General features: G+C 53.8%; 19 protein-coding genes. 18 read left to right on the top strand and 1 reads right to left on the bottom strand.

Annotation, left to right across the window (positions count from 1 at the left end; all coding sequences use genetic code 11):
* Positions 1-3: 3 nt before the first annotated feature.
* On the bottom strand, positions 4-354 hold the full coding sequence (gene hypA / locus SFA31_RS16355) for a hydrogenase maturation nickel metallochaperone HypA (RefSeq protein ID WP_322838950.1): 351 nt from the start codon (positions 352-354) through the stop codon (positions 4-6).
* A gap of 250 nt (positions 355-604) precedes the next feature.
* On the opposite strand from hypA, the gene SFA31_RS16350 reads away from it, so the two are divergent.
* The 18 genes from SFA31_RS16350 (at position 605) to SFA31_RS16265 (ending at position 22,163) form a co-directional block, all read left to right on the top strand.
* Positions 605-925, top strand: coding sequence for a hypothetical protein (locus tag SFA31_RS16350; RefSeq protein ID WP_322838949.1), 321 nt, complete (start codon positions 605-607; stop codon positions 923-925).
* 210 nt (positions 926-1,135) lie between these two features.
* Positions 1,136-1,744: a 4Fe-4S dicluster domain-containing protein gene (locus SFA31_RS16345; RefSeq protein WP_322838948.1), complete on the top strand. Its 609-nt coding sequence runs from the start codon at positions 1,136-1,138 to the stop codon at positions 1,742-1,744.
* Positions 1,741-3,561, top strand: coding sequence for a formate hydrogenlyase subunit 3 (gene hycC / locus SFA31_RS16340; protein ID WP_322838947.1), 1,821 nt, complete (start codon positions 1,741-1,743; stop codon positions 3,559-3,561). Before SFA31_RS16345 ends, hycC begins: the two co-directional genes overlap by 4 nt.
* Positions 3,562-3,563: 2 nt before the next feature.
* Positions 3,564-4,487, top strand: coding sequence for a respiratory chain complex I subunit 1 family protein (locus SFA31_RS16335; protein ID WP_322838946.1), 924 nt, complete (start codon positions 3,564-3,566; stop codon positions 4,485-4,487).
* A gap of 16 nt (positions 4,488-4,503) precedes the next feature.
* Complete coding sequence (locus SFA31_RS16330) at positions 4,504-6,213, top strand: hydrogenase large subunit (RefSeq protein WP_322838945.1); 1,710 nt, start codon at positions 4,504-4,506, stop codon at positions 6,211-6,213.
* A gap of 50 nt (positions 6,214-6,263) precedes the next feature.
* Complete coding sequence (locus SFA31_RS16325) at positions 6,264-6,806, top strand: formate hydrogenlyase complex iron-sulfur subunit (protein ID WP_322838944.1); 543 nt, start codon at positions 6,264-6,266, stop codon at positions 6,804-6,806.
* The gene (locus SFA31_RS16320) at positions 6,806-7,573 is read left to right on the top strand and encodes an NADH-quinone oxidoreductase subunit B family protein (RefSeq protein ID WP_322838943.1); all 768 of its coding nucleotides are present in this window, start codon (positions 6,806-6,808) and stop codon (positions 7,571-7,573) included. Before SFA31_RS16325 ends, SFA31_RS16320 begins: the two co-directional genes overlap by 1 nt.
* A complete protein-coding gene (locus SFA31_RS16315; RefSeq protein ID WP_322838942.1) occupies positions 7,570-7,980 on the top strand; it encodes a formate hydrogenlyase maturation HycH family protein in 411 nt (136 codons plus the stop codon). Before SFA31_RS16320 ends, SFA31_RS16315 begins: the two co-directional genes overlap by 4 nt.
* Positions 7,973-8,428 carry a hydrogenase maturation peptidase HycI gene (gene hycI, locus SFA31_RS16310; protein WP_322838941.1) on the top strand — a complete coding sequence of 152 codons (456 nt, stop codon included), beginning with the start codon at positions 7,973-7,975 and terminating at the stop codon, positions 8,426-8,428. Before SFA31_RS16315 ends, hycI begins: the two co-directional genes overlap by 8 nt.
* A 365-nt stretch (positions 8,429-8,793) precedes the next feature.
* Positions 8,794-9,339: an electron transport protein HydN gene (hydN, locus tag SFA31_RS16305; RefSeq protein WP_322838940.1), complete on the top strand. Its 546-nt coding sequence runs from the start codon at positions 8,794-8,796 to the stop codon at positions 9,337-9,339.
* Positions 9,340-9,462: 123 nt separating this feature from the next.
* Positions 9,463-11,691, top strand: coding sequence for a carbamoyltransferase HypF (gene hypF, locus SFA31_RS16300; protein ID WP_322838939.1), 2,229 nt, complete (start codon positions 9,463-9,465; stop codon positions 11,689-11,691).
* Between the two features lie 18 nt (positions 11,692-11,709).
* Complete coding sequence (locus SFA31_RS16295; protein ID WP_322838938.1) at positions 11,710-12,726, top strand: HoxN/HupN/NixA family nickel/cobalt transporter; 1,017 nt, start codon at positions 11,710-11,712, stop codon at positions 12,724-12,726.
* A 175-nt stretch (positions 12,727-12,901) separates the two neighbouring features.
* Complete coding sequence (gene fdhF / locus SFA31_RS16290) at positions 12,902-15,049, top strand: formate dehydrogenase subunit alpha (RefSeq protein ID WP_322838937.1); 2,148 nt, start codon at positions 12,902-12,904, stop codon at positions 15,047-15,049.
* A gap of 1,610 nt (positions 15,050-16,659) precedes the next feature.
* Positions 16,660-17,310: a helix-turn-helix transcriptional regulator gene (locus SFA31_RS16285; protein WP_322838936.1), complete on the top strand. Its 651-nt coding sequence runs from the start codon at positions 16,660-16,662 to the stop codon at positions 17,308-17,310.
* A gap of 54 nt (positions 17,311-17,364) precedes the next feature.
* Positions 17,365-18,081: a fimbria/pilus chaperone family protein gene (locus SFA31_RS16280; protein WP_322838935.1), complete on the top strand. Its 717-nt coding sequence runs from the start codon at positions 17,365-17,367 to the stop codon at positions 18,079-18,081.
* Positions 18,082-18,359: 278 nt separating this feature from the next.
* Complete coding sequence (locus tag SFA31_RS16275) at positions 18,360-20,804, top strand: fimbria/pilus outer membrane usher protein (RefSeq protein WP_322839398.1); 2,445 nt, start codon at positions 18,360-18,362, stop codon at positions 20,802-20,804.
* Positions 20,805-20,821: 17 nt separating this feature from the next.
* Positions 20,822-21,409, top strand: coding sequence for a hypothetical protein (locus SFA31_RS16270; protein WP_322838934.1), 588 nt, complete (start codon positions 20,822-20,824; stop codon positions 21,407-21,409).
* A complete protein-coding gene (locus SFA31_RS16265; protein WP_322838933.1) occupies positions 21,339-22,163 on the top strand; it encodes a DUF1120 domain-containing protein in 825 nt (274 codons plus the stop codon). Before SFA31_RS16270 ends, SFA31_RS16265 begins: the two co-directional genes overlap by 71 nt.
* Positions 22,164-22,340 lie beyond the last annotated feature (177 nt).

Raw genomic sequence — 22,340 nt, 5'->3', positions numbered from 1 at the left:
GATTTACTCCTGTTCAATTTCCAGACGTGTGATATGCAGCCCGTCGTCGGCCACAATGTGCAGGTCGGCGCTGCCGCACTGGGGGCAGCGCCGGACGCGATGCGTTAACAGACGCACGTAGTCGCAGCACGTCCGGCACCAGCATTCGGCCTGCTGCTCTTCAAGGTGCAGTTCACAGTCTTCGGCGATAGTGTCGCGGCAAACCAGCCCGAAACAGAATTGCAGCGCGCTGCTTTCTACGCAGGAAAATGCGCCGACGCGCAGCCACACGTGGGTCACTTTACGAGCATGATGCAGGCGCGCCTGCTCCTCAATCAGCGTCAGCGCCTGCTGACACAGCGTAATTTCGTGCATAAGTCACCGTGCGTTTCTTTAAAACTCATCGGAGGTATGCAAGTTAAGTGCCACTACTGAATCTGAAACAAGGCCTCGGAACAGGCATCAGCGACGCTGCGCGGCGATTCAGATAGTCAAAGATGACGAAATGATGGGCCGATAACCGGGAGTATCTACTAGTTCCCTGGTTAAATCATTAAAAATCATAAACATAAAAATTGGCATGGAAAGTGCTTTACGGAGATAACTTTTTTAGTGAGTACACATCATGACACTTTCTAAACTAAGCGCTCAGGCTGCGTGCATCGCAGACCGGCAGCGCACGCCGCACAATCTTTGGCGCCGCTACAGTAATACGCTGATGCGGGCGGCTGCGCATTTGCGAGCCGATATTTATCTCATAGTGCGCAGCACCCGCGAAGGGCTGAGCTTTTGGCTTCTCAGGCGCTTCATTGTCAGCGTCATGCCGAAGCCAGCGTTTAACGGACACGCATTCCACTACTACGCGTACGCGCTTGAGGCCCGCGATGAACGGGGGCACATCGCGCCGGGAAATAACCGACTGTGCCAGATGGGCGCATTGCTTTGAATGGCCGGGCATCGGTGCAAACCCATTTCTTTGAGTGCCCTAATGGCGTTTACGCCTGGCTCTAGCAGGCGGCTCAGCGTTATGACGCGCCTGCGCCGGCAGACCTCGCCGCCAGGCGCATAAACATTGCCTGAAACACGTGTCGAAGCGCGTCGAAAATGACGATGCGACACATTTTCGTCAAAAATGACTATCACCTGAGGAAACCCGGTGAACCGTTTTGTAATTGCTGATTCTACGCTGTGTATCGGCTGCCGCACCTGCGAGGCGGCCTGTACTGACGCGCACCGCCAGCGGGGGCTGCAAAGTCAGCCGCGGCTAAAGATTATGCGCACGATAAAAGAATCTGCCCCCTTATTATGCCGCCAGTGCGAAGACGCGCCCTGCGCCCAGGTCTGCCCGGTTAACGCCATTAACCGGCGGGACGGAGCTATCCAGTTAAACGAAAGCCTGTGCGTGAGCTGCAAACTATGCGGTATCGCCTGCCCATTTGGCGCTATTGATTTTGCTGGCAGCCACGGACAGGGGATCCCCGCCCATTGCCATAGCGATATGGCGCCCGCTGCACCGCCCGCGCCGGCGCGCATCAGCGGCTTTCTGGACTGGACGCCCGGCGTGCGTGCGATCGCCGTGAAATGCGATTTGTGCCACTTTGATAAATCCGGCCCCGCCTGTGTGCGAACCTGCCCGACCGGAGCGCTGCGCACGGTTGAAAACCGTGATATCGCGCGCGCCAGTAGGCGCAAGCGCGAGCTGACCGCGCACCGGGAGCCCGATGAAATTTCGCTATTGCAGTCGCATCGTGAGGAAGCGCAATGAATGCTGTCTCTTATCTAAATCTGGCATCGACGGGTTATCTGCTGAGCGCGCTGCTGGCGTTACTAAGTTGGCGTTACCGCCCGCTGAGCGCTGCGCTAGCCGGAGCCGGTGCCGCAGCGGCGGGAGCGTTTACCGCCGCCGCTGGCGCGCTGGCGCTAACAATGTCGGCGCAGGCGGCGCTCAGAGATACGCTGGCGTGGCCGCGGCTGGCTGTTCAACTGACCGCCGTCAACGGGGTGTGGCTTGTCGCCTTCGGGCTGTGCGCGTTACTGGTTGGAATGTATCAGATAGCCTGGCTGCGGCGCTCACAGGTGAAGCGCAGCGGGCCACTGGTGAATCTTTTGCTAGCCGCTGCCGTGTGGGCGGTGACGGCGCAAAACTTTGCCGTCACGGTGGCGACGGCAGAGATTATGGCGCTGTGCGGCGTTTGCCTGACCGGCAATCACGCGTCGGGAAAATTGTGGTTTGCGCTGGGACGTCTGGGAACGCTGCTATTGACGCTAACCGGCTTTATTTTGTGGTATCGCTACCACACTTTGGATCTGATGCGGCTAAGCGCAGAGCATATTGCCCTGGGCGGGGATATATGGTGCCTCGGAGCGGCGGGATTCGGCCTGCTGGCGGGTATCATTCCGCTGCACGGCTGGGTACCGCAGGCGCACGCCCAGGCGGATGCCCCTGCGGCGGCGCTATTTTCCGGCGTAGTGATGAAAGTCGGTCTGTTCGGCATTGCCTCTCTGTCGCTGTGTGGCGGCGAGCCGCCGCTGTGGTGGGGCATCGTCCTGCTGATGTTCGGCATGCTGACGGCCTTGATTGGCGGGCTCTATGCGCTGATGGAACATAATATCCAACGCCTGCTGGCGTATCACACGCTGGAGAATATTGGAATTATTATGCTGGGTCTGGGCGCCGGGATATGCGGCGTTGCGCTGCACAATCCGCTGCTGGCGGCATTGGGGTTGGCGGGCGGCCTGTACCACCTGATTAATCACACACTGTTTAAAACCACGTTATTTCTCGGCGCTGGGGCGGTGTGGCTGCGCACCGGACACCGGGATATTGAAAAATTAGGCGGAGTGGGGAAAGTCATGCCGCTTATTTCGCTGGCGATGTTGACGGGATTGATGGCGATGGCGGCGCTGCCGCCGCTGAATGGTTTTGCCAGCGAATGGGTGATTTATCAGGCTTTTTTCCAAATAAGCCAGCAAAGCGCATGGATGGCGCGCCTGCTGGGGCCGCTGCTGGCGGTCGGGCTGGCGCTCACCGGGGCGCTGGCGGTGATGTGTATGGCTAAGGTCTATGGCGTCACCTTTTTGGGCGCGCCACGCACGCCGGAGGCCGAACGCGCGCGCCCGGCGCCCCGCCTGATGAGCCTGACCGTCGCGCTGGCGGCGCTTTGCTGCGTGGCGGGCGGCGTGGGAGCGCCGTGGGTGTTGCCATTAATTGCTCCCTATATGCCGATTGCAGGCGGCGGCAGTATCGTTTCGCCGCCGCTGATAGCCCTGCTTTTATTCGCCGCACCTCTGCTGCCGGTCATCATCATGATGGTATTCAAGGGCGATCGTCTGCCGAACCGCAGGCGCGGCAGCGCCTGGGCCTGTGGATATGAGCACGAGCCTGCAATGGTGATAACCGCGAAGGGTTTTGCTCAGCCGGTGAAACAGGCCTTTGCGCCGTTACTTCGTCTCAGGAGTTACCTGAATCCTGTACGGTTGCTGCCTGGCTGGCAGTGTGAGCGCACCGCCGCTGTTTTTCAGCGCCTGGCGTTTATCGAACTGGCGACGCTGGCGGTGGTTGTGATGTCGCAAGGAGCTTAACGATGATGTGGATAGTAGCTTTCGTTCAGGCGCTGGCGCTGTTTGCCCTCGCGCCGCTGTTTTCCGGGGTGACGCGCGCCGCGCGCGCGCGATTGCACAACCGACGCGGCCCCGGCGTGCTGCAGGAGTACCGGGATTTATTAAAACTGCTCTCGCGCCAGAGCGTGGCACCAGCGGCGTCCGGGTGGGTATTTCGCGTAATGCCATTTGTCCTGACAGGCGTAATGCTGGTTATCGCCAGCGCGCTGCCGGTGGTGAGCGTTGCTTCTCCGCTGCCGCCGCTGGGTGATGTCATTACGCTTATTTATCTCTTTGCCGTCGCGCGTTTTTTCTTTGTTATCGCCGGGCTGGATACCGGCAGCCCGTTTACCGGTATTGGTGCCAGCCGCGAGGCGATGTTGGGCGCGCTGGTGGAGCCAATACTGCTACTGGGGCTGTGGGTCGTCGCCTGTATGGCGGGAACCACGCATATTAGTCAGATTGCGATGACCGTGTATCACTGGCCGCTGGCCCGCAGTTTGCCTTTGACGCTGGCGCTGTGCGCCTGTGCGTTTGCCACCTTTATTGAAATGGGCAAGCTGCCGTTTGATTTAGCCGAGGCGGAGCAGGAGCTTCAGGAAGGACCGCTCACTGAATACAGCGGTGCCGGGTTTGCGGCGCTGAAGTGGGGCATTAGTTTAAAACAGATAGTGGTTTTACAGATGTTTATCGGCGTGTTTGTCCCTTGGGGTCAAATGACGCAGTTTTCTGCACCGGGGCTGCTGCTGGGGCTGGCGGTTGCGCTGGCAAAGCTATTACTGGGCGTGCTTATTGTCGCGTTATTTGAGAATAGTATGGCGCGCCTGCGCTTTAACGCAGTCTCGCGGATTACCTGGGCCGGTTTCGGGCTCGCTTTTTTAGCATTCGTCTCCTTGCTGGCGGCGTGATTGTAGAGTGGTAGCTATGTCTGAAGAAAAAAGAGGTCAATGTTATCTCAGTGCGCTATATCAGGAGTTTCCGGGCGCTGTGCTGGACGCTGCATGGCAAACTCAGGATCAGTTGACCGTGACGGTGAAGCTCAATGCGCTGCCGGAGATAGTGGAATATCTGTATTACCAGCAGGGGGGATGGCTATCGGTTCTGTTTGGCAATGACGAGCGTCAGTTATGCGGCAGCTATGGACTGTATTACGTGCTGTCAATGGAGCGGGAGGTTAAATGCTGGCTGACCGTGCGCGTGGACGTCGATGCGAATAACCCGGAATTTCCCTCGGTAACGCCGCGGGTGCCGGCCGCCGTGTGGGGCGAGCGCGAGGTGCGGGATATGTACGGAATGATCCCGGTCGGATTACCCGATGAGCGCCGTCTTGTGCTGCCGGACGACTGGCCGGACGACCTGTATCCGCTGCGTAAAGATAGTATGGATTACCGCCAGCGGCCCGCGCCGACCACGGACAGTGAAACGTATACGTTTATCAACGAACTGGGCGATAAAAAGAATAATGTAGTGCCCGTTGGGCCATTACACATTACGTCGGATGAACCCGGGCATTTTCGCCTGTTTGTTGACGGCGAAAATATTATTGACGCGGACTATCGGCTTTTTTATGTGCACCGTGGCATGGAGAAACTGGCGGAAACGCGCATGGGCTATAACGAAGTGACTTTTCTCTCCGACAGGGTATGCGGTATTTGCGGGTTTGCCCATAGCACGGCGTATGCCAGCTCGGTAGAAAACGCGATGGCGATCCCGGTACCTGAGCGTGCGCAGGCGATCCGCGCCATTTTGCTGGAGGTCGAACGCCTGCACTCCCACCTGCTGAATCTGGGGCTGGCCTGCCACTTTGTCGGCTTCGACTCCGGTTTTATGCAGTTTTTCCGCGTGCGTGAGGCCTCTATGAAGATGGCGGAAATTCTGACCGGGGCGCGTAAAACCTACGGCTTAAATTTGATTGGAGGTATCCGACGCGATTTGCTGAAAGACGATATGACGCAAACCCGGCAGCTCGCGCAGCAAATGCGGCGTGAAGTGCAGGATTTAGTCGAGATCCTGCTAAGTACGCCGAACATAGAGCAGCGCACCGTCGGTATTGGCCGTCTCGATCCGCAAATCGCCCGCGACTTTAGCAATGTCGGGCCGATGGTACGCGCCAGCGGTCATGCGCGCGATACCCGCGCCGACCATCCGTTTGCCGGTTACGGTCTGCTGCCGATGACGGTGCACAGTGAACAGGGGTGCGATGTGATATCACGCCTGAAGGTGCGCATTAATGAGGTATTTACCGCGCTGAATATGATTGATTTCGGCCTGGATAACCTGCCTGGCGGACCGCTAATGGTAGAGGGATTTACTTATATTCCTCATCGCTTTGCGCTTGGTTTTAGCGAAGCGCCGCGCGGGGACGATATTCACTGGAGTATGACCGGCGACAATCAGAAGCTGTGGCGCTGGCGCTGCCGCGCCGCAACCTACGCGAACTGGCCGACGCTGCGCTACATGTTACGGGGCAATACGGTGTCCGACGCGCCGCTGATTATCGGCAGCCTCGACCCCTGCTATTCCTGTACTGACCGTATGACGATAGTCGACGTCAGGAAGAAGAAAAGCCAGGTTGTGCCGTATAAAGAGCTGGAGCGCTATAGCCTTGAGCGCAAAAACTCACCGCTTAAATAGTGATATTGCCCTGCGCTGACGATATCACCGGGCAGGGCATCGGAGTCCGTATGTTTAAATTTCTAAAAAAAGCGCTGAAAACCGGCGTCGTAACCGAACGTTGGCCGCTAACGCCGGTGCCGGTTGACAAAAATTTCCGTGGCAGACCGATACATCGTCCGCAGCAGTGTATTGGCTGTGCCGCCTGCGTTAATGCCTGTCCCTCGAATGCGTTAACGGTGACGGTCGAGCCGGGTGAGTATCAGTTGGCGTGGCAATTTAATCTTGGTCGCTGCATTTTTTGCGGGCGCTGTGAAGAGGTGTGTCCGACGGCGGCAATTAGCCTGTCTCAGGAGTATGAGCTGGCGGTGGGATGTAAAGACGACTTTTTGCAGCAGGCGCGCTTTGAGGTGTGCCGCTGCCGCGTTTGTCAGCGGCCTTATGCGGTACAAAAAGAGATTGATTATGTGATTGCGCTGCTCAGGCATAACGGCGACGCTTGGGCTGAAAAGCATCGTGCAGATTTTGAGACCTGCCCGGAATGCAAGCGTCGCCGGGGTATAGTGCCGTCAGATAAAGTCAATTTAATGCGCGGTATGAAGGAGGCGGTGTAATGAGTGAAATATGGAGCCCCCGGGATGAGCGCGGAATACCGCGGCCGGTGGCGGTGGATGAATCAATAGCGCGGATGAAGGCGTCATTGCTCCAGCGTATTAAGCGCTCGGCCTATGTGTATCGCGTTGACTGCGGCGGCTGTAACGGCTGTGAAATTGAAATTTTTGCCGCGCTGACGCCGGTGTTCGACGCTGAGCGCTTTGGCATTAAAGTGGTGCCTTCGCCGCGTCATGCGGATATTTTGCTGTTCACCGGCGCGGTAACCCGGGCCATGCGCGCGCCGGCGCTGCGCGCATGGGAGTCCGCGCCCGATCCGAAAATTTGTATTTCTTACGGTGCCTGCGGGAATTCGGGCGGTATTTTTCACGACCTTTACTGCGTGTGGGGCGGAACAGATGCCATCGTGCCGGTAGATGTTTACATTCCCGGCTGCCCGCCGACGCCGGCCGCCACGCTGTATGGCTTTGCGATGGCGCTCGGCCTGCTGGAGCAAAAAATCCACGCGCGCGTTCCAGGAGAGCAGGACAATCAGCCCGCAGAGATACTGCATCCGGAAATGTTGCAGCCGCTGCGAGCGCGTATCCACAGCGCGGCGCGCCGGCTGGCGGGGTATCGCTATGGCCGCCAGATAGCCGATACCTTTATGCGCCATACCCAATGCGGGGAGGAGAGCATTGCACGCTGGCTGGCGGAAGAAGGCGATCCGCGCCTGAATGAAATCGTTGCCAGCCTGCGCGCTATCGTTGAGCGGGAGCGTTTCCGGTGAGCGAATGCGTTGTGTTTAGCCAGCTAAGCCGTAAATTTGTCGATCAGAACGACGAAACGCCGCCGCAGGCGCAGCAGGTTATCTATTACGGTCTGGCGATAGGTCATCATTTGGGGGTGATTGATTGTCTGGAGGCGGCGCTGAGCTGCCCGTGGCAGGATTATCTGAAATGGATTGCTACACTGGCGCCGGGAAGCGAGGCGCGGCGCAAAATGGAAGGCGTGCCGCGCTATGGCGAGATAATTATCGATATTACGCACGCAGCGATGCTGGCAGGTGCGTTTAGCCAGGCTATTGAAAGCCAGAGCGCGCAGCAGCAAACCTGGAGTCGGCGGCTACTGGATATGCTGCACAATATTCACCGCGAAAATGCGATTTACCTGATGGTCAGGAGGCAGCATGGCTGACGTATTGCTGTGCGTAGGCAATAGCATGATGGGAGACGACGGCGCGGGGCCGCTACTGGCCGAGCGCTGTCGGCAGTCACCGCGCGGCGAGTGGATTGTATTTGACGGTGGAAGCGCTCCGGAAAACGACATTGCTGCCATTCGCGAGCTGCGCCCTTCGCGCCTGGTAATTGTGGATGCTACCGATATGGGGCTGGAGCCTGGTGCTATCAGGCGTATTAACCCAGAGGATATCGCGGAAATGTTTATGATGACCACTCACAATATGCCACTCAATTATTTAATAGATCAGCTTCAGGGTGACGTTGAGGAGACTATTTTCCTTGGAATTCAGCCCGATATTGTGGGGTTTTATTATCCGATGACGCCGGCGGTCATCGCCGCCGTCGAGCAGCTTCACGCGAGCCTTGCTGAGAGAGAGGCGCCCGGGCGTTTCAGTATGCTTTAAGGGCCGGAGCCAGGCATACCGGCACTATAAATTCAAAACTACGCTCAGCGAGCGCGGTTATCACTGCTACTTGCGCTGGCTGGTGCTACAGCGGGGCGAGTTGGCGGCTTGGAATACCTGCTTTTGTCAGGGAAAACTAACCGCCGCCGGCCAGATAGCGGCAGATAACTTATCAGTGACGGCGTCACAGAGCAGTGGCCGCGATCCCGACAGTACCGCCAGAGAGTCACGCATATCGTCATAAATGTCGATGGCAGGCAAGTGCAATCATTTTCATTAATTAACTAATTGATTTTAAATCATATAAAAACTGGCACGTTTTATGTATGGCACCGTGTAGTAAAAAATGACTGCCGGAGAACGGAATGAACCGTTTTATTTTCGCCGATGCCAGTAAGTGCATTGGCTGTCGTACCTGTGAAGTGGCCTGTGTGGTATCTCACCATGAGGCTCAGGACTGCTCGGCAATCACGCCGCAAAGTTTCCAGCCGCGAATTCATGTCATTAAAGGCGTTGACGTATCCACCGCAACAATGTGCCGCCAGTGCGAAGATGCTCCCTGCGCCCGCGTATGCCCCAATGGCGCCATTACCCGCAACGGCGATTTTGTTCATGTGCATCAGGAGCGCTGTATTGGCTGTAAGACCTGCGTAGTGGCGTGTCCTTATGGCGCAATGGAGGTCGTGGTGCGGCCCGTAGTGCGCAGCAGCGGCGCCGCTCTTAATGTTATTGCGCAAAAGGCTGAAGCCAATAAATGTGACCTGTGCCACCACCGGGCGGAAGGCCCTGCCTGTATCGACGCCTGCCCGACAAATGCCATTGTCTGCGTCGATCGCGATCGGCTCGAACAATTGAGCCGGGATAAACGCCGGCGCGCGGCGTTGGATAGCGCCCCGACGCTGGCGCTATAAGGCGGCGTTGCTAATGTTTTTCTTGCGGGATGATTGGTGCGAATATGGCGGAAATAACCGCGCTCTGTATTCACGCGCCCAGCCATCGGGTTACGACGCATTTTACTATTGATACGGACTGCTATGGAACATACGGGCACGCTGCTGCGCGTTCGCGGTAAGGTTCAGGGCGTTGGGTTTCGCCCCTGGGTGTGGCAACTGGCGCAGGAGTTGACGCTAAACGGTGACGTCTGTAATGACGGTGAAGGCGTCCTTATTCTTGTCGATAGAGACGCGGCGGCGTTAAAGGCGCGTTTGCTGGCTGAAGTGCCGCCGCTCGCGCGTATTGACGAAATATATGAAGCCCCCTGGGGCTGGGCGACGGTGCCGGTGGGGTTTACTATTCGCGCCAGCGCTCACGGGGAAATGGCGACCCAGATAGCGCCGGATGCGGCAACGTGTCCTGAGTGTCTCAGAGAAATGAATGACCCACAGCAGCGGCGCTACCGCTATCCCTTCATTAATTGCACGCACTGCGGGCCGCGCTTCACGATTATTCGCGCTATGCCGTATGACCGCCCGTTGACCTGTATGGCTGCGTTTCCACTCTGTGCGGCGTGCGACGCGGAATATCAAAACCCTGCGGATCGCCGTTTTCACGCTCAGCCTATCGCCTGTCCGCAGTGTGGACCGCAGTTGAGCTGGCAGCAGGGCGATGAATCCCTTAATAAAGAGGCGGCGCTGCAGGCGGCGATAGCGGCGCTGGCCCGCGGCGAGATTTTGGCCATCAAAGGGTTAGGCGGTTTTCATCTTGCCTGTGATGCCTTGAATGAGCGCGCGGTGAAGCGGCTGCGGCTGCGAAAACAACGTCCGACTAAACCGCTGGCAGTTATGCTACCTGACAAGGATATTCAATGCTTACCCACCTGGGCCAGAACGCTGCTTAATAGCCCGGCAGCGCCTATTGTGTTGGTCAATAAACGATGGCTGTCGCTCTGTGAAGCAATTGCGCCCGGACTGGTGGAGGTGGGCGTACTGCGGCCGTCAAATCCGCTGCAGCATTTATTGTCGCAGGCACTGGCGCGCCCGCTGGTGATGACGTCCGGTAATCTGAGCGGCCACCCTCCGGCGCTAAGTAACGCTCAGGCGCAGCAAATGCTTTCCGGGGTTGCCGACGGCTGGCTGGACCATGACCGGGATATTGTTCAGCGCATGGATGATTCAGTATTAGGCACCGGCGGAGAGATGTTACGGCGAGCGCGTGGATTCGTCCCTGACAGGCTGTCGCTGCCGCCGGGATTTGAGCACTCACCGGCGCTGCTTTGCCTGGGGGGAGACTTGAAAAATACTTTTTGTCTGGTGCGCGACGGTCAGGCGTTGCTGAGCCAGCATTTTGGCAATCTCAGTGAAGAGGCCGTTTTTTCACAGTGGAAACAGGCGCTGGCGCACTGGCAAGACGTTTGGCAGTTTTCTGCGCAGGGGGTAGTGGTTGATGCGCACCCTGGCTATCGTACCACGCGGTTTGGTGAAGACCTGCCGTTGCCACTGCATCGCGTTTTACACCATCATGCGCACGCGGCGGCGTGCCTGGTCGAGCACGGCTGGCCACGTGACGCCGGTGATGTCATCGCTCTGACGCTGGATGGCATCGGCTACGGACAAAGTGGCGAATTATGGGGCGGCGAGTGTTTGCGCGTAAATTATCGCGCCTGCGAAAAGCTTGGCGGCCTGCCACCGGTTGCGCTGCCCGGTGCAGATGCTGCCGCCAGGGAACCGTGGCGAAATTTGCTGGCCCAGTGGCTGGCGTTTGTACCGTACTGGCAGACGCTGCCGCAGGCAGCGGTACTAAAGGATCGCTGCTGGCAGCCTCTGGCCAGAGCTATTGCCCGCGGCGTAAATGCGCCGCGGGCTTCATCTGCCGGGCGACTTTTTGATGCCGTGGCGGCAGCGCTGGGCTGTGCGCCTGACCGCATGAGCTATGAGGGTGAGGCGGGCTGCCGGCTTGAGGCGCTGGCGCTTAGCGCACCGCCGCCCGATAAACATCCTCTCAGGCTCACGTTACGCTGCGGCGAGCTGGACATGATGGAATTCTGGGATGGCTGGTTTGGCTGGCAGGCCGGCAATGCCCAGCGCGCATGGGCGTTTCATGATGCGCTGGCGCGAGGCCTGGCGAACTTAGCCGCCAGCCACGCGCGCCTGCGTAAGATTGAGACCATCGTGTGCGCCGGTGGCGTGATAAATAATCGACTATTACGCGCGCGGCTGCGTTTTTGGCTGCGTGATTTTCATGTGCTTATGCCGTTCCGGCTGCCCGCTGGCGATGGCGCACTTTCCCTGGGGCAAGCGGCGATCGCCGCTGCGACATTCTCCTAGATAATAAGAGGCATAGCGATGCTCATTCTTTTTTTTCAGCGCCAGCCGCGAGCGGCGTTGCTGATAGTGTTTCTGGTGGTGATGAATTTGGCCGCGTGGGGACTGGCCGTACATCTATTTTCCGCAAGCTCCACCTTAATGGCCGCCAGCCTGCTGGCCTGGTGCTATGGGCTGCGCCATGCGGTCGACGCGGATCACATTGCAGCTATTGATAATGTGACGCGTAAGATGATGCAGCAGGGACTGCGGCCCTGCGGCGTTGGAGCCTGGTTTTCGCTGGGGCATTCTACCATTGTGGTGCTGGCGACAATAGCCATCGCTGCGACCGCTACCGCGTTTAGTCACCATATGGACTGGTTTCATAAGACCGGTAGCGCTATCGGTACCGCCGTATCCGCCTTCTTTTTACTGGCGATGGCGCTGGTGAATTTAGTGATTCTGCACGGCGTGTGGCAGTCGTTTAACCATATGAAGCGGGGAGAGCGCGTGATAGCCGATACGCCGCCCGGCGGCGGCATCATGAATAGGGTATTTCGCCCGGCGTTTAGGCTGGTGAGCCGCAGCTGGCATATGTATCTGGTGGGTTTTTTATTCGGGCTAGGCTTTGATACCGCCACTGAAATTGGCGTGCTGGGTATTTCTGCCGCCAGCGCGTCCAGCGGGATGTCGGTATGGTCTATTTTGGTATTTCCACTGCTGTTTACCAGCGGTATGGCGCTGGTCGATACGCTTGATAATTTGATTATGGTCGGTGCCTATGGATGGGCGTTCAGTAAGCCGCAGCGTAAGCTTTATTACAATATGACGATTACCGGATCTTCTGTGATCGTGGCATTGGTTATCGGTGGACTGGAAGCACTCGGCCTGATGATGGATAAATTCAAATTGCAGGGCGGTATATGGCGCATCGTTGCAGCGTTAAATGACCGCCTTGGCAACGCGGGTTTTTTGGTGGTGGGGTTATTTCTGGCGTGCTGGCTAATTTCTTTTATTAACTACCGGCGTAAAGCGTATGACGCATTAACCGTGCGTTAATGACCGACGTCATTCATGAGACCCGTTCGTCACGTCATTTATGTCGAGAGAGAAGACATTCAATACCGGATATGCCTTATAAGCCGCCTTCTGTCTGTCATGTTATGAAATGGCATACTTTGTGCATTATCCCGTTATGTATTGAGTTTTGGGCTATCAACGGGAGTTTGTACGGATGAAGAAAGTCGTCACTGTTTGCCCCTACTGCGCATCGGGTTGCAAAATCAATCTGGTGGTGGATAACGGAAAAGTTATCCGTGCCGAAGCGGCACAGGGGAAAACTAATCAGGGCGAGCTGTGCCTGAAGGGGTATTACGGCTGGGATTTTATTAATGATACGCAAATACTGACGCCGCGTTTAAAGTCCCCAATGATTCGTCGCGAACGCGGTGGCAGGCTGGAGGCCGTTTCCTGGGATGAGGCGCTGGGCTATGTGGCAGACCGATTGAGCGCGATTAAAGCGCAATACGGGCCAGATGCCATTATGACGACTGGCTCCTCGCGCGGTACCGGCAATGAAACTAATTATATTATGCAAAAATTTGCGCGCGCGGTGATAGGTACCAATAACGTCGACTGCTGCGCACGCGTCTGACACGGCCCCTCGGTTGCAGGTCTGCACCAGTCGGTTGGAAATGGCGCTATGAGTAATTCGATTGTCGGCATTGAGAATGCCGATCTGATTTTTATTTTTGGCTATAACCCGGCGGATTCGCACCCGATTGTGGCGAATCGCGTGATTAAAGCGAAGCAAAAAGGGGCGAAAATTATCGTCTGCGATCCGCGCAAGATTGAAACCGCGCGTATTGCTGATATGCATTTGGCGCTTAACAATGGCTCAAATATTGCGCTGCTAAACGCGCTGGGTTACGTCATTCTTGAAGAAGGGCTATACGATCACGCCTTTGTGGCGGCGCGTACCGAGGGGTTTGAAGAATACCGTAAGATTGTTACAGGTTATCCCCCGGAGGCGGTGGAAGAGGTTACCGGCGTTAGCGCGCAGGAAATTCGCCAGGCGGCGCGTATGTATGCGCAGGCCAAAAGTGCGGCAATCCTGTGGGGAATGGGCGTTACGCAATTTTACCAGGGGGTGGAAACCGTACGGTCGCTGACAAGCCTGGCGCTACTAACCGGCAATTTAGGCAAGCCCAGTGCGGGGGTTAACCCGGTACGCGGTCAGAATAATGTGCAGGGCGCCTGCGATATGGGCGCGCTGCCGGATACTTATCCGGGCTATCAATATGTCTCGGTTCCTGAGCATCGGGAAAAGTTCGCGCAGGCCTGGGGCGTCGATTCACTGCCTGAGCATCCCGGTTACCGCATCAGTGAATTGCCTCACCGCGTAGAGCATGGCGAAGTGCGCGCTGCCTATATTATGGGTGAGGACCCGCTGCAAACTGACGCGGAGCTTTCTGCAGTGCGGCAGGCATTTGACGCGCTGGAACTGGTTATCGTGCAGGATATTTTTATGACGAAAACCGCAGCGGTCGCCGATGTGATTTTGCCTTCTACGTCCTGGGGCGAGCACGAAGGGGTTTATACCGCGGCAGATAGGGGGTTCCAGCGCTTTTTTAAAGCAGTTGAACCTCGCTGGGATCTGAAAACTGACTGGCAGATTATCAGCGAAATTGCGAGCCGCATGGGGTATCCGATGCAATATACCTGCACCCAAGAGATTTGGGATGAGCTGCGCGGATTGTGCCCGGATTTTTACGGCGCTACTTATGAAAAAATGGGGGAACTTGGCTATATCCAGTGGCCCTGCTGCGATACTCAGGAGAGCGACCAGGGGACGGACTATCTATTTGAAGAGCGCTTTTCAACGCCAAACGGGCTGGGGCAGTTTTTTACCTGCGACTGGGCGCCGCCGCTGGACAGGCTTACGCAGGAGTACCCGATGGTGCTTTCAACCGTGCGTGAGGTGGGGCATTACTCCTGTCGCTCTATGACCGGGAATTGCGCCGCGCTGGCCGCACTGGCCGACGAGCCAGGCTATGCGCAGATAAACGCGCAGGATGCGCGTCGGCTGGGGATTGAGGATGAAGCTCTGGTGTGGGTATGCTCACGCAAGGGGAAAGTTATTACCCGCGCACAGGTGAGCGATCGTCCTAACCAGGGGGCCGTGTATATGACGTATCAGTGGTGGATTGGCGCCTGTAATGAGCTGGTGGCTGAGAATCTCAGTCCCATCACAAAAACGCCGGAGTTTAAATATTGCGCTGTGCGTGTAGAACCTATCGTCGATCAGCGTGCGGCAGAGCAGTTTGTAATTGATGAATATCACAAACTAAAGACCCGGCTACGTGAGAGCGCGCGCGGTTAGTCAGGCTTTGACGATTATCACCCCGGAGCCAGCTCCGGGGTGATAAAAGGGCACTACAGATTTGCTGGATGTGTCTGGGCAGGGTTAGTTAATTCACTCACCGTAGCGGGCGGCCGCTAAGAGGTGTGACCGGCGGAGCGATATATTTATCGTTTCATGACTGTTTTTTGTACTAAGCACCATCCCTGCCCGCCTGTGGCATAGAGTAAAAAGAGAAAAATAACGCTCGATTTTCATTATTTCCCTTCATTTTACTTGCATGCATATCTTTGTGATTTATGCATGTGTCTAACATAGACCGCACCATATATCTTTTTATAGGTTTGGCGACCTTTTTTATCCTTATCTGCGCTCATTTTTTCTTAGGGTGCGGGCTTCCTGAGACCTCACCGTGTATCTTACAGGCTTCGTCTGATACGGAAAAATCAGAGTCATGACGGTTGATGAGCTAGGATTAACCCCGTTTGATTTGTCATTTTGTGCTATTTTTTGAGTCAAAGATGTGATGAATAATCTGGTTTTTAACTGAAAAAGTTCCCTGGTGATTCTTATAAACATCGTAATATTACTCATAACATAAGCTATATCAGGTTATAAAATAGACAGATGTAATGTGTTTGTGTGTATAAAAATCGTTAAAAAGCAGTTGGCGTAACGGATTTGCTGTAAAAAAGTGTCAATGAAGATAAGCAATTACTTGGGCCTTATCCTTTTTAGCTTTGTGGTTTTACTGTAAGGCCGCCTAAAACGATAGAGGATGGATTTATCTCATTTAAAGCCGAATTGTATGTCGAAATAAGAAACATCTTTTGGCGGCGTAGACTTTTCAGCGAGCCAGAACAAATTGAGGGAAAAATCTTAGTTTACACGATGTTCACAAGCAATCGCGGTGACAATGAACTTATCTAAGAAACTGTCTAAGTATTTACTGGTTAAATTAAGTAGGAATTTTCGTTTTGTAAAAGGATGGGTGTTACATTTTAATTTATATGGTGTGTGGTTGTGTGAAAAATCCTAAGATGTAATTTATCTAGGAATAATCCATATGCAAGGGAATATCCTTTTTTAGTCGCCATTTTTGATAAACCAAAATTTCCGGCGCCGTGCGATTAATTCTTTTGCCTTGCTTCACTGCATCAACAGGGTTCTATCTGCGTTTTGTCTACGTTAAGTAAAGATGACTTGTTTTTTATAGAGAAACGGCGATAAGAAAGGATTGTTATAGATCTTAACATGCTTAAACGTGTGAAACAGATCGGTAACATCGATAGAATACAAACCAATGATAGATTTTAACTATTGCGCAAGGCGCGTTTAAACGGTAAAAACATCTTTTAAGAATTAGGAAAGTGATTAAGAATTAGGACATTCGCAAACAGGGATATCTGGTTGTGTATTAAGGAATATGTATGTCAAATACCAGTAATCGTATTGATATCCTCTTATTCTACTATGTTCTAATTAATTGATTCTTAATTATACTAATTACTTGAAGTGTATTTAATTAATCCTGGAATGAATTATTAATTTTAAAAACTAAGCTGTTATTTCTATAAGATTATCTATCTGAAGCATAGAGATGGAGCATGCTGAAATACAGGGGAATTGTAATGGAATACGCAACCAATATATCAAATTCTTTAAATATTTTTGGTGAAGATGCGCTGTTTGCAATCGGCGTTACTGAAGTATTTAATGAGATTATGCAGGAATTTTCATGCCAGGAAAGAGAAACAGATCTGTTTCCTGATATATGGGTATTTACCGGTAACACGCTTGTCGATATTGCTCTTTTTATCCAAAATCGCTCAGTATATAAGCCCTGCGTGATTTTCGGTTCAGATGTACACCAGCGTATTTTCTCTGATGTACCGGGGTTTAATCAAAACTTTATTATCAATGCCTCTTTACCCGTCACGGTAATTAAGGAAAAGCTTCGGCTTGTCATTGAGGAACTCTATTCCGGGAAGGACGATTATAGTTCTTCTGTCCACCAAATACGTAAGCGTAATTTACCATTATCAGTTAAAGGCACTTTAGGATTGTTACTGGCGGGTTTTTCTCCACGTGAAATTGCAAAAATTAACCATGTTAGTGTGAAAGTGGTTAGCAATTATAAACGCGTGGCAATGAAGAACTTTAACGTTAAAAGTACCCAAGAACTGGTAATGAAATCATGGCTATTAGGATTCAATTTATCTTCGGTTCCGGGCGATGTTACACACAGCCGCGGGCGAGTAAATCCTAATAAATGGCTGTGATATTCGCTTTGTTTTGTGCCGATTTCCCTCAAGTATAAAGTTTGGGTACTAACTATGTTATCTATAAAGAAATTTTCTTATTCCCTGTTAGGCGGGGTATGTCTGTCTTCACTTTCTCTTTTTTCTGCGGGTGTTAGTGCGTCCGGAATGGTGCCAGAAACATCTGTAGTAATTGTAGAAGCGTCGGAAGGCGAAGCGTCTATGAATATCACGAATACCGATCCCCAGCCGCTGCTGCTGGTTACCAGTATTAAGGATCTTCCTGGCGATACTGAAAAATTATTATTGGTAACACCGCCGGCGATTCGCGTTGATGGCGGAAAAACGCAAAAGGTCCGCTTCATTCTGGCGTCTAAAACTCCGCTTAAAACTGAACGGCTGCGTCGCGTAACCTTCAACGGTGTACCGCCGCAAAATAAAGATAAAAATCAGGTGCGAATGAGCATCAGCCAAAATTTACCCGTGATTATTCGTCCAGCAGGCCTGGCGCGCGATGAGGCTCCCTGGAAACGCTTAAAGTGGGAATTAAAAGGTGACACGATGACCGTAACTAATTCGTCGCCTTATGTAGTTCGTCTGGCGCAGTCAGTGCAAACGCTGCCGGATAATACCCACTGGATCCTGGCCCAATCGTATGTTCTGCCCGGTGAGCATTTAACGCTGACTAAGCAGGGAAATAAAAGTGTTTCAGGTGCAACTCAGGTGCGTATCTCTCCCGCAACAACATGGGGTTTTTCAGTAGATACCTGGGATGCTCCGCTAAATAAATAATCACAGCCTCGCGGTTTATTCGCAGCAATGGAATAGCGCGGCGCATAAACCTGATTCGATCGGAGGCAAGGGATGTTTGTCCTAATAGCAAAGGATTGTCATATGAAACATTTTTCTCTTATTTCTTTCAGATTGAGCGCATTACGAGAAAATTATTATTGTGTGCGTTTATCCCGGCATTTCCCCGACTCTCTTTCGGAATGACATTCTGCGTTATCGCTTATTATTCGGGATATTCCCGACAGTACTGATGTTCTCGGGAGATCGGCGTGTCTTTAATGTTACCTACTCAAGCCACAAAGCTCGGCAAGCGCTCACGCTCTCGTTCTAAACGACGTATCGCCACTACGATGACAGCGATTGCCGTACTCTGTAACGCTATTTCATTATCTGCCGCAGGGGCGGAAGAGGTGATTTTTGACGAGGCGGCGCTGCGGGCGCAGGGCATTGATCCTGAACTGGCCAAACAATTTCGTCTGGGCGCAACTTTTCTCGCCGGTAAAAATATGGTGATGCTTTCAGTCAATGGAGCAAAGCGCGGGAAATACAGCGCGCTTTTCAATCACGAGGGGCAGCTTTGTCCCGACGCCGGTCTGCTGCGCCGTGCGGGTTTAAAGGTACCGCCAGGCGTACCGAAAGAGGGTAAAGCGGCGGATGTATGTTTTGACCTTCGGGAGGTATGGCCCCAGTTTACGCTGGAACCGGACCCTTCTACCGGAACACTAAATATTATCGTTCCTCAGGAAGCATTAGATCCAGAAGCAGATACCGTAGAGTGGCAGCACGGCGGAGCTGCAGGGCTTTTGAATTATAACGCGCAATATATGGCCAGCCGGAGCACCGGCAGCGATACGCGCTACTGGCAAATTCAGTCTGAGGCCGGCTTTAACGTAGGGGACTGGGCGGTGCGCAGTAACCAAAACGTGTATCACTTTGGCGAGGAAACCCGGGCTGATTATCAGAACGTGATGGCGCAGCGTACGTTTCAAAAATTGAAGAGTACGTTGCAGGTTGGGCAAATCCCTCTGACCGGTGGAATGTTTGGCGTAGGTCAGGTTATCGGGTTTCAAATGACGCCTGAGCAAGCGTTATATAAAAGTAGCGGTGCGGCTATTGTCTCTGGCGTTGCAGATACGCCTTCAGTGGTTACGATCCGCCAGTTAGGTATACCCGTCTGGCACACTACGGTGCCGGCCGGGCCATTCTCGCTCAGTGGGTTCTCGCTCCTGAATACGCGTACGGATCTGGAAGTTACGGTTAGCGGCAGTAACGGCGAGCAGCAGGTGTTTATTGTCCCTGCCTCGGCGTATTTGCGTGAAGGTGCAACCGTATCCCCGGGCGTGACGTGGGGCGTTGGGCGCTACGATCAGACCGGAATTGATAGTCACCCTACAGTAGGCGTAGTTTCCGGAGGCATTCAGGCGGCTAAACGCGTAGCGATACAAGCAGGTGGCCTATGGTCGGATAATTATCAGGCAGGGGCGGTAGGCGTTAATACCAATTTCCCCTGGAAGATGAATATGGTCTTCCAGTACACCCAGTCTGTGGCATCTTCACCTTCGCAGCAGGGCGGGCTGAGCTCACTCTCTTTGACCCAACCATTTGGGGATAATCTGAGCGTTAATCTCAACGGTAGCCACCAGGATAACGGGTACCGTGAGTTTAGTGAAACACTAGTTCGCAGCAATGACGATAGCCGAAATCGCGACCAATACGGTGCGAGCGTTAGCTGGACGCATGAAGTCCTGGGCGGCTTTAATCTATCCTGGTCCAGAAGTACTCAGACGCGAGGCGATGCAGTGAGCTGGGTGCAATTGGGGTGGGGCCGCCAGATTGGACGCGTGAACCTCAACGTGAACGCGTCACGCAGCAGCGGCAACTATGATGGGAAACATGAGGACCGGCTTTACATTACGGCACAGTTGCCGCTTGGCGATCGAGGTTCCATTAGTTCCTATATGAATCGCAATGCAGGAAAAGATCGCTATGGCGTTCGTCTCGATCAGTCCCTGAGCCGTGATCGTAACTGGAGCCTGGCGGTAGACCGCGATAATCAGCGTAAAACTAACGCGATGACCGGTACTTTCAGTGCCGTTACGCCATGGACTAACCTCAACGGTAGCGCTTCCGGGGATTCAGATAATTATCGCAGCCTGTCAGCTCAGGCCAGCGGTGGAATGGTGATTCACGCACATGGTATCACAATGACGCCTTATCGGGTGCGCGACACCTTTGGGATTGCACGAGTTGGGAATAAAGGCGGCGTTCGGCTTGATACGCCGTCTGGGCCGGTGTGGACTGACAGGAATGGCTATGCCGTATTGCCTGAGCTTGGCGCCTGGCAGACATCGACCATTGAAGTTGATACCCGCAGCCTGGGGTACCGCTCGGATGTGGTCAACGGCGTGCAGGAAATAGGCATGGCGCGCGGTGCGGTTGGGCGCGTTGACTTTGGTCTTGTTTCTACGCGACGCGTATTGATTACGCTCAAAGGCAGCAGCGGGCAGGCGCTGCCTGCCGGTACGGCAGTGTATGGCGATGATGATACATTTCTGACCGTGGTGAGTGAGGATGGCAGTGTGTTCCTGCCAGATGCGCATCCGGGAATGCGTTTAAATGTAGACGTAAAATCGGCACCCTGTAGCGTAACGCTGGATACACTCCCGGAAGCAGTTCCGGAAGAGACATTATTATATGAAGAGATGAATGCGGTATGCCGCTGATAAAAGGAGCCGGCAAAGTGAGGAATATAACAACTGCATGGTTACGCGCTATAGCAAAAGGGGGAATGTTGATGGGGGGAATGCTGGCATTTGCTCACGCAGCGCCGCCGGCAGCGCCTGATGTCACTATCCCAACGTGTAATCTTCAGAGTGGGCAAACGGTTGTTGATTTTGGCGCCCACACCCGAGCCCAGGTTTCCAGCGTTCAGGGAGGAATGTCGCCCGGTGAGCGTCAAATTACCGTGACGGCAGTGTGCTCGGTAAGTCAGGTTTTGAAATTGCGTTTTGCAGGGGCGCAGCGCAATGGCCAATTTGCCTTTGGTGCCGCAGGATATCAAAAAGTCATGGTTATGAGCGCGCAGGTGGACGGCCAACCCGTAATGCTGGCGCTGCAGAAAAAAGGTGCAGAGAGTCTGGGTGAATCCCAGACCTCGCTGACGCTAGAGCCGCAGGATGTTTTGGTACCAGTAAAAAACGGGGAACCGGTTACAGGGCGGCAGCTAATGGTTATCGTGGCGGTCATGCCGGTATTACATGATGAAGAGACGCGACCGGCAGCGCGCACGCAAACGGCGGAGTGGCTGCGGCTGGAGCTGGTGCGATAACGTTGAACCTGGAACCGGTGATTCTGAACAAAATCTGGCCATTAAGGAAAAGAAGATGAACGCAGTACGCTATACGCTGATTGCCATGCTGACAATGTTGCCTGGCGCTGTACTGGCGTCGGAAACGCTGGATATTAAAATTGTGACCACAATGGTTCCTGTCGCCTGTACCCCCGTCGTTGAACAAAATGGCACCTTTAATTATGGGACTATAAAAGCGAGCAGTATTGATACTGCCGACTACACGGTATTGCCGGTGAAAACACTGGGGTTCAGTATTCGCTGTGACTCCGCGGCGAAAGTTGCGCTTCGCGGTGTGGATGCGCGCGCGGGTACCCTGGTCAGACCGGTAGGGAAAACCATGAACGATCCAGCCCATACGGTGATTAATAATTCGTCGTGGATGTTCGGATTAGGGAAAAGCGGTAGTAGTAATATTGGCGGCTATCGGATGTGGATCGATACACCCTCAGTGAAGCTTGACGGTGTTTCAGCGGAAAATGCGTTAATGACGCAGGCAGCGCCGACGGCATCTTCGACGTGGACCGTGCCACAGCTTGGCGCCGCGCTTATAACCAGTCCGCTGAATATCTATTATAGCTGGAGCCTTTCACCCACAGCGGTGCCGGCGGCGTTTAAAACTATGACGGGGACATTATCCGTACAGGCAGCGGTAAATAAAGGCGCTGCTTTGGATCTCCGCCAGCCGGTTGAGTTTGATGGATTAGCAACTATAGAGTTGTATTATATTTAGCATTATTTTCTCATAATAAGAAAGAGCTTATTTGGGTAGGTGAAAAATCTGGAATGACATAAATGAGTTCCTCACTGCTTTTAATTGTCAGATCAGGATGGTTTAATAATAACGTTATTAGTTGTTGAATATATTTTTATGACGGTGAATTGTTTAAACGCTGACATAAAATAAAAT

The organism is Erwinia sp. HR93 (assembly GCF_034555055.1).
In the GTDB taxonomy this organism is placed as follows: Bacteria; Pseudomonadota; Gammaproteobacteria; order Enterobacterales; family Enterobacteriaceae; genus Apirhabdus; species Apirhabdus apintestini.
Note: the sequence above shows the minus strand (reverse complement) of the source record. Positions and strands in the feature narration are given on the sequence as shown.